Source organism: Bacillus sp. V3-13 (assembly GCF_002860165.1).
Lineage (GTDB): Bacteria > Bacillota > Bacilli > Bacillales > Cytobacillaceae > Bacillus_BJ.
This window is the reverse complement of sequence record NZ_PGUZ01000055.1, coordinates 14,683-27,248: the sequence shown is the minus strand read 5'-3', so window position 1 is coordinate 27,248 and position 12,566 is coordinate 14,683. Positions and strand designations below refer to the sequence as shown.

Here is a 12,566-nt window from a genome sequence, read left to right as displayed (position 1 = left end):
AAACTCAGATTTATGAGCGGAAAATCAAGTTTACGAGCGGAAACTCAGATTTACGAGCGGAAAATCAAGTTTACGAGCGGAAACTCAGATTTACGAGCGGAAACTCAGGTTTATGATCGGAAACTCAGGTTTATGAGCGAAACTCAAAATTTATGAGCGCAAAACCAACTTTATAATCGGAAACCGACTATTTATGATCGCAACTCCAGATGGATGCTGGCAATCCGAGCGTTAGGTTCAAAAATCCAGCAATGAGCAGGCTCCGATAAAAAAAGACACCCGCCAGGTAAGCTGGCAAGTGCCCGAAAACTATTAATAGAATCTCTTAAACCCATCGAAATGGCTTTTGTAATAGCTGTTATTAAGGTTGGAGATTGAGACGCCCTGTGATGAGCTGGCATGGATGAACTCGTTGTTTCCAAGGTAAATTCCCATATGTGAGATTCCTGCTTTATATGTATTTTCAAAGAATACGAGATCACCTGGTTGCGGTTCGTTGACATAATACGAGCGGCTGTAGTATCCTTCTGACGACAAGCGGGCGATTTGTTTGCCTGATTGCTTAAAAACATAAAAAATAAAACCGCTGCAATCAAATCCTCCCGGTGCGGAACCAGCCAACTGATACGGTGTGCCGAGCAAGCTTTTGGCTGTATTTAATAAACCTGAAACCTCACTAACGGGATTCAAAGGCTGTGCGACAACCGGCGGCGTATTCGGAGCAACCACTGGAACAGCAACTGCAGCAGAGACCTTTAACTTTTGGCCGGCAAAAATAAGATCTGAGGAAAGATTATTCCAAGCTTTCAGTGTTGGACCGAAACGCCAAAACTCCTGCCAATCTGTCCTAATGTATCGCCACTTTTAATAACGTATTCCGTTACGTTTGCGGGTTCAGCCTGTACAGGAGGAGCAGACACCTGGGGCGGCGTCGAAACGATGGCCGGGCCTGTGGTTAAAGGGCTGGAAACGAGCAGCTTTTGGTCTGGGTAGATGAGATGGTCTTTAAGGTTATTCCATGAGGAAAGCTCAGCCAGACTGATGCCGTGCTGGTTGGCAATTTTGATTAATGTGTCGCCCTTTACAACCGTATACGTTTGTGCCGTTTGTAAAACAGGAGGCGGTGCACTTTGTCCAGGGACATTGGCGGGTTGTGAGATTTGTAATGTTTGGTTGATCAATATTAAATCGGACTGTAAGTTATTAATTCTCTTAAGTTCGGCTACAGTTGTATTCTTTTTTTTCGCAATTCCGGAAAGGGTATCTCCTTTTTGAATCGTATATGTATTAGCAGAAACAGTAGACGAGAAGCCGGTGGATAGAACAGCAACAGTAGCCAGTGAAGCCAGTTTCTTTTTCATAATCTTTGATATTTCACTCCTTTTTTTCTATTATTGTAACTATCTTATCATATGTTTCGTCTAATAAATACAATAATTGACAAACTTTTCATCATGATTTATAAAAATTAAAGGAAGGTAGACTAAATGAATGATAGCAAACTTCACCAGGATAGTTTTTCTGAGATTATCAGAAAAGCGTACGAAAAAGGTGTGACCGAAGAGGATATAACGGTTGAACAAATACTTCAAGAGCTAGAATTGGATTTGAAACTCATTTTTTCTAGAAAAATCTAAAAAAATGGTGACCCGGTTCAGTCACCATTTTTTTATTTTGCTCTTAATAAAGTGGATGTACTTATCATCCTTTTGCAGTTCAAAAATTGTTAATGCCTTCTCCATATAAGTTTTTGCCAAAGAAAAATCACCTTGCAGCTCATAATTGTAGCCGATATGGTAATGGAATTCCCCGAGCAAATACAGGTTGTCCCGTTCCAAACACCAGTTGATGGCTTCTTTGCAGGCATCAATTGAAGCTTTGTATTGCTGCAATCTTGTTAACGTGCGCGCCGTGTTATAAAGGACCCTGCTTTTAATCGTTTCATCCTGGACATGGGGAAGCAGCTCCAAATGTTCTTTTGCCGGGAAGTAGATGTCCAATGCAGCTTCCAATTCTTCTTCTTCGAAGTAAATATTGCCTTTGCATATTTCGATTTCAATTTCCCGCTCTGTCCAGACCTTTTCATGGGTGAGCGAAATGGCTTCATCAAGAAGAATAAATGCTTTTGTCAGGTTTTTGTTTAATTCATATTCACAAATTCCTTTATGCCACAATAACAGCTGCTGGTTTTTCCGGTTTTGCGAGAATAACGGGTTATTTTCTTCAGCATTAATAATCTCTTTAATTCCCTTATAGTCAAGATTGCGGCGCGCCTTCTTCAACAGGCGGGTCACCTCTTGAACATAATCGAGCCTCGGTGTAGTGCCGATATTGAAAAAGTAGTTTACATCCACGCCAAGCCGTTGCGAGATTAAATACAGGGTGGAGGCGAACGGGAATACATCCCCTTTTTCAATTTTGCTGATTTGTGCCTGGGTACAAATACCCTTGGAAAGGTCTGTTTGCGACAACCCCAAAAGCTTCCTTAATTCTTTAATTTTTTCACCAATCGCTAAAAAATCCATTTTCCCACATCCCAAAAATATGCCTAGAGTTATATTTTTTTAGAAAAAAGCAAGCAAACAGCAGAAAACTACAAAAAATTCCGCTCTAAACGCTGTTAATCAAGAATCAATGAAATTTCTGAATATGTTTTAATAGGCTTGTAAGTAATTTTGACTAGCTCAAGCTTAGCAAAAAATCAAATGATTTTGAAGGAGGGCTTTTCATGAAAAAAAGGTTTATCGTGTTTTTAGCTGTCATGACAATCGTTTTTGGCGCTGGATTTGTTGGATCTGGTGTAGGAACCAACGAACTTCCAACAGTGTATCACGAGCTTCCAACAGTTTACTAAGAAGTTCTGCAACAACTTTCTAATCTTATTCACCCATTAGTTTTATCCGTTTTATGAACAATACCTTTTAATCTCCTTTTGCCGCTTTGGAAACAAGGCGGCCTTTTTTTACAAATTTACAGGTAATTAATATTTGCATAGTAAAAATATGCTTATAATTATATAAATAGCTGAAAACATGGAATAGAAGCCGGTAAACCTCATAATCAGCAAAAAAAGCCCTATATAACTGAAAAACAAGATTTTCTCACTTCTGTTAAAGTAAAATAAATCCTTATCGCAAAGGGGTGTATAAATTGAAAGATATCGAAATGGATGTCTTCCCTACATTTAAAGAAGACGAGTGTGCGATCATTTTTTCATTTCATTTTAAGCAGGAACACCAAAACATTGGCGAAGCTGTCATTTATACGACCACAGAAGGATTTAGCACCAGGTATGAAGTTGATGTAAATCAAAATGATCAAGTAAAAGAAACGGTAGCAAGGCTTGACCGGTTGTCGGTTACGGAAGAGTACAAAACGGTTTCGATGGAAAAAATCTATCATTTTCTCGAAGTGATTGGCGTTCAAAAATGCTTTGTGGATCAAGAACCTTCGTTATCCTATCATAAGTCGCGTTACTTAGTGCAAAAGTAGAAAAGAGATTATCCCGCAACCAGCTTGCGGATAATCTCTTTTTCTGTCGAAAAAGGTTGACAAATATTTGAAACTCCAAATTTTGCTTTTCCGTCTAAATAAGAGAACGGAAAAAGTCCAATGAGGAGAAATTACATGATGATTTGGTTATATTCGGCGATCAGTGTTTTTGTATTTATGGTTGTTCTTGAAGAAACGGTGAATTATTTTTGGTCCCGCTATCTTTACGGAAAAAAAGACAAAGGGGCTAAGCTGTAGATATTTTTACGGACTTTTATTCATTTCTTATTTATGCTTGAATATACTTATTGGGGTTGGTTGAAACTTCAGCCAGCCTATTTTAATTTGAGATTTTGTCGAATGTTTTTTAAAATAGAAAGATAGAATGGGAATTTCATACAGAGGGGGAGAACCTTGAGGAAATCTATTTATTTATTCGTGATGGTCCTTGCGGCGGCTTTGCTGGCCGGGTGCAACAACGACCCGACACCCGAGGACCGGTTCAGCAAATATGTTGAACTTTGGAACGAGCAAAAGTTTGAAGACATGTATGGTTATTTAACCGCTGATGCAAAAGAAAAAGTAACAAAGAAAGAGTATGTTGAACGCTATCAAAAAGTCTATAGTGATCTCGAAATATCCGATTTAGAAATCAAATTCGACCCTCCTGAAGAAAAAGCGGAAGGGGAAGAAGCCAAATTTTCATTCTCGGCAAAAATGAACAGTTTCGCAGGCCCTATTTCCTTTAAGCACCAGGCACCGCTGAAAAAGGAGACGCAAAAAGAGAAAGAGAACTGGTTTGTCGACTGGGATACAACGTTTATTTTTCCAGAGCTCGAAGCGGGGGATAAAATTGGCGTCTCTTCGGTTCCGTCGGTAAGAGGCGAAATTTTTGACCGAAATGATAATGGGCTGGCTGTCAACGGCACTGCCTTTGAAATCGGGATCGTTCCTGCGCAAATGGAAGGAAGCCGCGAAGATATCATTTCAAGAGTGGCGGGCTTGCTTGGAATGGAGGCCGCACAAATTGACAAGGCTTTGAACGCCGACTGGGTCCAACCTGATTATTTTGTGCCAATCAAGAAAATCCCGATGGAGAATCAAGAATTGCTTGCACAATTAATGGAAATTCCATCCGTGCTTAAAAAGGATGTCCCGGCCCGTGTCTATCCTTATAAGGACGCGGCTGCACACCTGGTCGGCTATGTGGGACCAGTGACAGCCGAGGAACTTAAGGAATTAGCGGGTAAAGGCTATTCGAGCAATGATGTGATTGGCAAACGAGGAATGGAGCAGGTGCTTGAGGAAAGATTGAAGGGACAGAACGGTGCAAAAATTTATATTAAGAAAGAAGACGGCTCCGAGGTGCAGCTGGCCGAGAAGGAAGTCGTCAATGGCGAGAACATCAAGCTAACGATTGATATCGATCTGCAGAGCAAGATGTTCAATGAGCTCGCCGGCGAGGCAGGGGCAGGTACAGCAATGAATCCGGTAACCGGGGAAACGCTGGCCCTTGTCAGCAGCCCCGCATTTGATCCGAACACGATTGCTTTGGGGGCAACGGGACAATATTGGCAGTCCATTGAAGAACACCCGCAGAAGCCGCTTACGACCCGGTTTAAGCAAACATATGCACCAGGATCGGTCATGAAGCCAATAACGGCCGTGATCGGCTTAAAAGAAGGAGCCATTACACCTGAGCAGCAAATGGAAGTCGATGGACTGCAATGGCAAAAAGACAACTCCTGGGGAAGCTACAAGATTACCAGAGTAACCGACCCGAACGGCCCGGTTAACCTGGACCGCGCTTTGCTTCTCTCGGATAATATTTATTTTGCCCAGGCTGCCCTGGCGATCGGGGCAGAAAAGTTTACAGCAGGTTTAAAGAGCTTTGGCTTTGAAGAGGACTTTGCCTATCCATTCCCGCTGGAAGCCTCCAAAATCGGTGAACTTGATAACGAAATCCGTCTCGCTGACTCAGGTTACGGCCAGGGGCATATCGAAATGAGCATCGTCCATTTAGCCTCTACGTATACACCTTTTGTAAATAACGGAACGATGATCAAACCGATTTTGCTGGCAGAAGAGAAAACAGCGCAGCCTTGGAAAGAAAACCTGGTTGATCAAACTGCAGTTACCCAAATCAATAATTCACTAAGAAAAGTAGTAGAAGACCCAAGCGGTACGGCGAACTCTGCCCGGATTGACGGTTATCCGCTGGCCGGGAAAACCGGAACAGCTGAACTAAAAGAAAAACAAGGCGAAAAAGGAACGGAAAACGGCTGGTTTGTCGCCTACAATGTTGAAAATCCGAATTTGCTGATCGCCATGATGGTAGAAGGCGTGGAAAATAAAGGCGGATCAAAGGCCGTAGTCAGCCGCGTGAAAAATGTTTTCCAAAGCAGGCAATAACAAAAATGCCCCTTTCACTCGAAAGGGGCTTTATCCGTCTCATGCGCTTTAACTTTCGTACTCTCCGCATTTCGTTGTCCAACACCAATATAAATACTAAGCAACAAAAAATAGGCCAGGAGAAGAATTGTCCATATTGATGAAGATAGATTAATCTTCTCTTCAAAAATGGCCAGAAATAGCCCTGTTAAAAAGATTAGAACGATATACAGTAACAATCCATTCCGAAAAATCCACTTCATAACCAAGGATCCCTCCCTACTCGATAATTCATAATCTATAGTATGGCTCAAGGAAGAATATGTTATACGCACAGGAGAATTTTAATAACATTCGCACGGAGTTAGCTCGGAATGAATTTTTTTGTTGATTCAAGTAATTGGATAATCCAGGCTGGTATTTAATGATACAATTAAATTCAGAAAGTGGATGGATCACGTGAATACATAAAACTTACTAAAGGAGCAATCAACATTGAAAATCAATCATATTCATCATGTCGCAATTATTTGTTCCAACTACGAAAAAGCAAAACATTTCTATATAAATGTTTTGGGCTGCAAAGTGATTGAGGAGACATATCGGGCAGAACGCGATTCCTATAAACTGGATCTACGCATTGGAGAAACAGGACAGATCGAATTATTTTCATTTCCAAACCCGGTCGAACGTCCAACTGGACCGGAAGCATGCGGGTTACGTCACCTAGCTTTTTCTGTTTCTAATCTTGAAGAGAATGTTAAATACCTGAAACAGCACGGAGTTGAAACAGAACCAATACGAGTGGACGAACTAACAGGAAAGAAATTTACCTTTTTCCGTGATCCAGATGACCTGCCGATGGAATTGTATGAAGCTTAAAAATAGGTTGCTGTTCATCTTATGAAAAACTTATACATGTGTCATTTTTGCCCATAGAAAAATCCCCTCTTAATTGAACTTTCAGTCTGGAGGGGATTTTATGTATTTAGTTGCTAAATGACACATATTAGCGAAAAGGGCAAAGACGCTGTTTAACTTAGCCGAGCCATTCCATAAAAAACAACAATATAAAAATGATTAAGGAATAGAAGGTAACATGAAGCAAAACAGTGGTAAGCGCGTATTTAATATCATCGATCAGTAAGGTTTCCCTTTTTCGGGTTCTTGTTCTCATTTCATCTCCCCCTTATTCTCATTTTATTAAATAATGGTTTTAGAGGCAATGATTAGTACTTTTGCGCTATCGTTTGATTAAAAAATCTTCAATATATCCAGCCCAAACTTCATGGCCCTTTTCATTAGGCTTGCTCTGGTCTTCTGTCAAATAACTTTTAAGATCCTCGTTTTGCTGGTCTGGCCATGCTGCCCAATGGTCCAAATACGTTATCTCATTTTGTGCAGCATACTTTTTCAGCTCCTCTACTTGGATGGGATAAAAACGGGCGGCATAGAGAGGATGCGGTGGCTGTAAAACAAATACCGTATGCTCGTTTGCAGCCTGGACGTCATTTATGATGGTGGTGATGTTTTGCAGGGATTGACTGATTTCCACAACACCGTTATCCAACAAAGTGAATGGTTCCAATATAACCATATCAGCCTTTTCAGCCGCGATTTCCGCCTGGCTTTCTTGATTGATAAAATCGGTTGAATTCAGACCATATTGAATTGAGTGCACAAGAATCGTGTCCCCATAGGCAGCCTCAATTTTTTCCTTGACCAAAACGGGCCAGCCGTTATCTTCAAGTGAGAGAGCCTCCGAACCGACGAAAAGGATTTTATAAGGCTGTTTTTCAGTTAATGTTGTTTTAAAACGCTCCTGGCTTGCTTCCGGCCAGTTGCCGGCAAGTTTCAAGAAATCCTCATTGGCTAACTTAGCTTCATTTTTAACAGGAGTTTTTTCTTCTTCAGTTATCTGGAAGCTCTCCCCCTTGCCCGACACAGACGTTTTTTCGTTCCAATAAATTTGTCCTGCTATTAAAATGACGGCACAGCAAATTGCCAGTAAAGTTGTAAAAATAGCTTTCATCAGATGATTGACCCCCACAGTGTTATATCTTCGGAATAATATAATTCGGAAATATATTCCAAATGAAAAAAATAACTTTTAAAAAGGTTCGAAATATTATTAAATAGAAAATATTACTTATTTTATTTCTAAACTATTAAAATTATGACAACAAACGCAAAAATTTACAACATATTATGATATAATACTACTATTATTTATTAAGAATTATTGGAGGAACAAATGGAAGAGACGATCAGCTTAAGAGAATTATTTCAAACCCTCAGGAAACGGTTGAACTTAATCGTGATTATCACGATTGTTGCCATTACTGTCAGTGCTATCATCAGTTACTTTATATTAACGCCAATCTACCAGGCTTCAACCCAGCTGCTAGTTAATCAAAATAAAGATGAACAAGCGCTCTATAACATGAATGAAGTCCAAACAAACCTGCAATTGATCAATACATACAACGTCATTATTAAAAGTCCAGCCATTCTCGAGCTAGTCAAAAAAGAATTGGATTTAGACATGACAGTCGGCCATCTTAATGAAAAAATCACCGTTCAAAGTGAACAAAATTCGCAGGTCGTCAATGTAACGGTTGAAGATAAGGACGCTTCCCAGGCTGCCGAAATTGCCAATAAAGTAGCCGAAGTCTTTCAGGACGAAATCGTCAGCATTATGAATGTCGATAATGTAAGTATTTTAGCAAAAGCGGCTGTTACCGATAATCAAGCTCCCGTTAAACCAAATCCATTGTTAAATATTGCTATTGCCATGGTTGTCGGGATAATGACAGGAGTCGGACTTGCCTTTCTATTGGAATATCTTGATAACACGATTAAAACGGAACAGGACATCGAAAAGCTGTTGGAGCTTCCGGTACTCGGAGTGATTACGAAAATAGAAGAACAGGAAGAGGTCCACACCCGTGCAGATCGAAAAGCAAAGCTAAGAGGTGAAACAATTGGCTCTTAAAATAACAAAAGCAAAAATGTTCGAGCATAAACGTAAATTAATCGCAAAGCTGGATCCGAAATCGCCGATTTCCGAGCAATACCGGACAATCCGCACCAATATCCAGTTTTCGACGGTAGACAAAGATATCCGTTCTTTAATGGTCACTTCATCCGGTCCGGGAGAGGGAAAATCAACAACAATTGCCAACCTTGCTGTCGTGTTCGCCCAACAGGGAAAAAAGGTTCTGCTTATTGATGCCGATATGAGAAAGCCGACTGTCCATTATACATTTAATTTAACGAATACATTTGGCCTGACAACGGTCCTGACAAAACAAACCGGTTTAATGGAGGCGGCAGCAGAGTCCGGCGAGAAGAATCTGTTTATTCTTCCAAGTGGCCCTGTTCCCCCAAACCCGGCTGAATTGATCGGATCAAAAGCGATGGATGATTTGCTTGAAAAAGCGTATGAGCAATTTGATATGGTCCTGTTTGATACACCACCTGTGTTAGCGGTTACCGACGCGCAAATTCTTGCCAATAAATGCGATGGCACATTGCTGGTTGTCTCAAGCGGAAAAACGGAAATCGACCATGCCAGCAAATCAAAAGAATTACTGATCAATGCGAAAGGAAAGTTATTGGGAGTAGTCCTGAACAACAAAAAAGTCAAGGATTCTGCCTATTATTATTACTATGGGACAAAATAAACAGGAATCGACACCGTTCGCTATTTACAAATATTTTCTAATGGTAGTATGATAGATTGGTAATATTTTTACAATACAGAGAGGGGGAAACACCGATGATTGACATTCATTGCCATATCCTGCCTGGTATTGACGATGGAGCGAGAACGATGGATGAAAGTGTTGCGATGGCAAAACTGGCATCCCGGGAAGGAATCAGAACAATCATCGCAACCCCCCATCACCAGAACGGCAAATACAATAATACAAAAGAAGACATTTTAATCAAAGTGGCTGAATTAAATCAGGCACTTAAAGATGCGTTCGTTCCGGTTCAGATCCTGCCGGGACAAGAAACAAGAATTTACGGTGAAATTTTAGAAGATTATCAAAAAGAAGAGATTCTTACTTTGAATAACGGAAATCAATACTTGTTTATTGAGTTTCCCTCGGCACATGTTCCCCGCTATACGGAACGGTTATTATATGATATTCAAATGAAAGGGCTGGTTCCGATCATTGTCCATCCTGAACGAAACCAGGAGATCATCGAACGGCCCGAGCTGCTCTATCAACTTGTGAAAAAGGGCGCGTTGACACAGATAACCGCCGCAAGTGTGGCCGGCCACTTCGGAAAGAATATTAAAAAGTTCTCCCTGCAATTAATAGACGCAAATTTAACCCATTTTGTTTCATCCGATGCCCATAATGTTTCAACCCGGTCGTTTAAGATGGAAGAAGCACTGGACTTAATCGAAAAACGGTACGGAGTGGATATGATTTATTATTTTATAGAAAATGCAGAGCTTCTTGTCGAGGGACAAGCGGTTTACAAAGAAGTACCGGAAAGAATCAAAAAGAAAAAATTTTTAGGGATTTTCTAAAGTATTCAAGTAGTAGCTGAGGTCTGGTGACCTGCTCGGTAATGTCTCCTAACCGATACCGATGGAGGCACTCGGTCATGCCGTGGGCAAGAGGGAAAGCTTTTGCCTTAGACGCCAGTCGTCGATGGTGTGGTGTGAGGACGGGTTAAATGCCCAAAAAATTTTGCTTTAATAAATAGGCGATTACATTTAAATATTTAATGATAGTGTATGTGCTAAAACGTGGATTATCATTAGGTATTTATTTTTTTATACGCTTTTAAACAAGGGTCGGAGAATATAAAGTGAAAGGGGATTGTTCGTTGACGTACCGGAAGAGGTTGACTATTTTAGCACTACTTGATTCTTTGATCGTTTTATCTGCCATTTATATCAGTTATTTAATCCTTCATCCGTATTTAGGGATTTTTAAGCTGCCAGCATTGTTAATAACGTCTTTGACGTTGCTAACATGCCATCATGTGTTTGCTTCGATGTACAAGCTTTATAACAAAGCATGGGAATATGCGAGTGTCGGCGAGTTGATTTCGATTGTGAAAGCGGTATTCCTATCAATCTTCTCGACAGGGATTATCCAGTTGTTTATTTTCCAGGATGTTTATGTACGGGCGCTGGCGATTACTTTAATGCTCCACGTTCTGTTAATTGGCGGATCGCGCTTTTCGTGGAGAATGTTTCGGGACCGATACATAAAAACATTGCAACAAAAAAAGAGGACGTTAATAATCGGAGCAGGCGCAGCAGGATCACTTGTTGCACGACAGCTCCTCAATAATCGTGATATTGAACTGCAGCCTGTCGCATTTATTGATGATGACCCAAAGAAATTTCGGCTGCAGATCCTCGGGATCCCGGTAGTTGGCAACTCAACCACAATTGCACGTACAGTTGAAGCATTGAAAATTGATAATATCGTTATCGCTATTCCTTCCCTGAGCAAAAAAGAATTAAAGTGTATTTTTGAAGAATGTTTAAAAACAAATGCTAAAACACAAACGATGCCAATGATTGAAGACATCATGCTTGGAAAAGTGTCAGTTAACCAGTTCAGGGACGTCAAGGTTGAAGACTTATTAGGGCGTGAGCCAGTTGAATTGGATATTAATAGCATTTCTGAATACATAAGCGGCAAAACAGTGCTGGTAACGGGAGCAGGCGGTTCGATTGGCTCAGAGATTTGCCGTCAGATTTGTAGCTTTTCCCCGCAAAAAATTGTGTTAGTCGGCCATGGTGAAAACAGCATATATGAAATTGATATGGAACTCCGTCAGCAGCATACGGCCAATATAGAAATAGTCCCGGTCATCGGTGATGTCCAGGACCGGGAAAGAATGTTTGAAGTCATGGAAGAGCACCAGCCAAATGTCGTTTACCATGCAGCGGCCCATAAGCATGTTCCGCTTATGGAATTCAATCCAAGAGAAGCAGTCAAAAACAATGTCTTCGGCACAAAAAATGTAGCTGAGGCTGCAGATATGTTTGGCGTCGAAACATTCGTCTTAATATCCTCCGATAAAGCGGTTAACCCGACTAACGTAATGGGATCAACAAAAAGAATTGCTGAAATGGTCATCCAACAGTTAGATAAAGAAAGCAAAACAAAATTTGTCGCTGTCCGATTTGGAAATGTACTTGGAAGCCGGGGCAGTGTCATCCCGTTGTTTACAAAGCAAATCCAGGCTGGAGGCCCGGTAACTGTCACTCATCCCGAAATGACCCGATATTTTATGACGATTCCGGAAGCTTCACGCTTGGTGATCCAGGCAGGATCGTTGGCAAAAGGCGGAGAAATTTTTGTCCTTGATATGGGTGAACCAGTTAAAATTGTTGATTTAGCTCAAAACTTAATTAAACTGTCCGGCTATTCATTAGACGACATCGGGATCCAATTTTCAGGGATACGGCCCGGAGAGAAGATGTTTGAGGAACTGCTTAATGAAAGAGAAGTATTTCCTGAACCAGTATTCCCGAAAATATTTATCGGCAAGGCAGTATTAGAACAGGAAGCAGAAGTAGATTTCCTATTAAAGTCTTTTGAGAACTTTACACCCGTGGAAATCAAAGATTACTTATTAAATTTAGCTAACCGCAGAAAGAATAATATTCATTTGGTAGCAAAGTAGCACACAGCAGC

At 40.8% G+C, this 12,566-nt stretch carries 15 protein-coding genes; 9 read left to right on the top strand and 6 right to left on the bottom strand.

Translation table 11 applies throughout. The annotated features are described in order from the left end of the window. Positions 1–312 precede the first annotated feature (312 nt). Positions 313–729, bottom strand: coding sequence for a C40 family peptidase (locus tag CU633_RS23445; protein ID WP_257959018.1), 417 nt, complete (start codon positions 727–729; stop codon positions 313–315). A gap of 77 nt (positions 730–806) precedes the next feature. After that, the gene (locus CU633_RS23440; protein WP_441296858.1) at positions 807–1,361 is read right to left on the bottom strand and encodes a LysM peptidoglycan-binding domain-containing protein; all 555 of its coding nucleotides are present in this window, start codon (positions 1,359–1,361) and stop codon (positions 807–809) included. A 126-nt stretch (positions 1,362–1,487) separates the two neighbouring features. Here CU633_RS23440 and CU633_RS22980 point away from each other — a divergent pair, with 126 nt between their 5' ends. Continuing rightward, positions 1,488–1,637: a hypothetical protein gene (locus CU633_RS22980; RefSeq protein ID WP_180955025.1), complete on the top strand. Its 150-nt coding sequence runs from the start codon at positions 1,488–1,490 to the stop codon at positions 1,635–1,637. Positions 1,638–1,658: 21 nt separating this feature from the next. Here CU633_RS22980 and CU633_RS17930 read toward each other — a convergent pair whose 3' ends face one another. Further along, positions 1,659–2,525 (bottom strand): helix-turn-helix domain-containing protein, encoded by an 867-nt coding sequence (locus tag CU633_RS17930; RefSeq protein ID WP_101661950.1) that lies wholly within the window; start codon positions 2,523–2,525, stop codon positions 1,659–1,661. A 203-nt stretch (positions 2,526–2,728) separates the two neighbouring features. Here CU633_RS17930 and CU633_RS23435 point away from each other — a divergent pair, with 203 nt between their 5' ends. The 3 genes from CU633_RS23435 (at position 2,729) to CU633_RS17920 (ending at position 5,904) form a co-directional block, all read left to right on the top strand. Further along, positions 2,729–2,854 carry a hypothetical protein gene (locus tag CU633_RS23435; RefSeq protein WP_257959014.1) on the top strand — a complete coding sequence of 42 codons (126 nt, stop codon included), beginning with the start codon at positions 2,729–2,731 and terminating at the stop codon, positions 2,852–2,854. Positions 2,855–3,150: 296 nt separating this feature from the next. Then, positions 3,151–3,492, top strand: coding sequence for a hypothetical protein (locus tag CU633_RS17925; protein ID WP_101661949.1), 342 nt, complete (start codon positions 3,151–3,153; stop codon positions 3,490–3,492). A gap of 414 nt (positions 3,493–3,906) precedes the next feature. Further along, a complete protein-coding gene (locus CU633_RS17920; protein WP_101661948.1) occupies positions 3,907–5,904 on the top strand; it encodes a penicillin-binding transpeptidase domain-containing protein in 1,998 nt (665 codons plus the stop codon). 14 nt (positions 5,905–5,918) lie between these two features. Here the strand turns inward: CU633_RS17920 and CU633_RS17915 are convergent, their stop codons facing one another. Continuing rightward, entirely contained in the window at positions 5,919–6,146 is a 228-nt protein-coding gene (locus tag CU633_RS17915; RefSeq protein ID WP_101661947.1) for a hypothetical protein, read from the bottom strand. A gap of 232 nt (positions 6,147–6,378) precedes the next feature. Between CU633_RS17915 and gloA2 the strand changes: the two genes are divergently transcribed. Then, a complete protein-coding gene (gene gloA2 / locus CU633_RS17910) occupies positions 6,379–6,765 on the top strand; it encodes an SMU1112c/YaeR family gloxylase I-like metalloprotein (RefSeq protein ID WP_101661946.1) in 387 nt (128 codons plus the stop codon). A 157-nt stretch (positions 6,766–6,922) separates the two neighbouring features. On the opposite strand, the gene CU633_RS22975 is transcribed toward gloA2, so the two are convergent. Together CU633_RS22975 and CU633_RS17905 are read right to left on the bottom strand one after the other, a co-directional pair. Then, the gene (locus CU633_RS22975) at positions 6,923–7,060 is read right to left on the bottom strand and encodes a hypothetical protein (protein WP_180955024.1); all 138 of its coding nucleotides are present in this window, start codon (positions 7,058–7,060) and stop codon (positions 6,923–6,925) included. Positions 7,061–7,126: 66 nt separating this feature from the next. Next, positions 7,127–7,915: an SGNH/GDSL hydrolase family protein gene (locus tag CU633_RS17905; protein ID WP_101661945.1), complete on the bottom strand. Its 789-nt coding sequence runs from the start codon at positions 7,913–7,915 to the stop codon at positions 7,127–7,129. A gap of 222 nt (positions 7,916–8,137) precedes the next feature. Here CU633_RS17905 and CU633_RS17900 point away from each other — a divergent pair, with 222 nt between their 5' ends. From CU633_RS17900 to CU633_RS17885, 4 genes are all read left to right on the top strand, one after another. Then, positions 8,138–8,878 carry a YveK family protein gene (locus CU633_RS17900; protein WP_101661944.1) on the top strand — a complete coding sequence of 247 codons (741 nt, stop codon included), beginning with the start codon at positions 8,138–8,140 and terminating at the stop codon, positions 8,876–8,878. A gap of 16 nt (positions 8,879–8,894) precedes the next feature. Beyond that, positions 8,895–9,569 (top strand): CpsD/CapB family tyrosine-protein kinase, encoded by a 675-nt coding sequence (locus tag CU633_RS17895; RefSeq protein WP_101661951.1) that lies wholly within the window; start codon positions 8,895–8,897, stop codon positions 9,567–9,569. 95 nt (positions 9,570–9,664) lie between these two features. Then, positions 9,665–10,432 (top strand): tyrosine-protein phosphatase, encoded by a 768-nt coding sequence (locus CU633_RS17890; protein WP_101661943.1) that lies wholly within the window; start codon positions 9,665–9,667, stop codon positions 10,430–10,432. Positions 10,433–10,734: 302 nt separating this feature from the next. Next, a complete protein-coding gene (locus CU633_RS17885) occupies positions 10,735–12,555 on the top strand; it encodes a polysaccharide biosynthesis protein (protein WP_101661942.1) in 1,821 nt (606 codons plus the stop codon). Positions 12,556–12,566 lie beyond the last annotated feature (11 nt).

Bases quoted from the DNA above. Each gene is read 5' to 3' on its own strand.
- CU633_RS23440 (WP_441296858.1), bottom strand. From the start codon at position 1,361: ATGAAAAAGAAACTGGCTTCACTGGCTACTGTTGCTGTTCTATCCACC.
- CU633_RS22980 (WP_180955025.1), top strand. From the start codon at position 1,488: ATGAATGATAGCAAACTTCACCAGGATAGTTTTTCTGAGATTATCAGA.
- CU633_RS17930 (WP_101661950.1), bottom strand. From the start codon at position 2,525: ATGGATTTTTTAGCGATTGGTGAAAAAATTAAAGAATTAAGGAAGCTT.
- CU633_RS23435 (WP_257959014.1), top strand. From the start codon at position 2,729: ATGAAAAAAAGGTTTATCGTGTTTTTAGCTGTCATGACAATCGTTTTT.
- CU633_RS17915 (WP_101661947.1), bottom strand. From the start codon at position 6,146: ATGAAGTGGATTTTTCGGAATGGATTGTTACTGTATATCGTTCTAATC.
- CU633_RS22975 (WP_180955024.1), bottom strand. From the start codon at position 7,060: ATGAGAACAAGAACCCGAAAAAGGGAAACCTTACTGATCGATGATATT.
- CU633_RS17905 (WP_101661945.1), bottom strand. From the start codon at position 7,915: ATGAAAGCTATTTTTACAACTTTACTGGCAATTTGCTGTGCCGTCATT.
- CU633_RS17900 (WP_101661944.1), top strand. From the start codon at position 8,138: ATGGAAGAGACGATCAGCTTAAGAGAATTATTTCAAACCCTCAGGAAA.
- CU633_RS17895 (WP_101661951.1), top strand. From the start codon at position 8,895: ATGTTCGAGCATAAACGTAAATTAATCGCAAAGCTGGATCCGAAATCG.
- CU633_RS17890 (WP_101661943.1), top strand. From the start codon at position 9,665: ATGATTGACATTCATTGCCATATCCTGCCTGGTATTGACGATGGAGCG.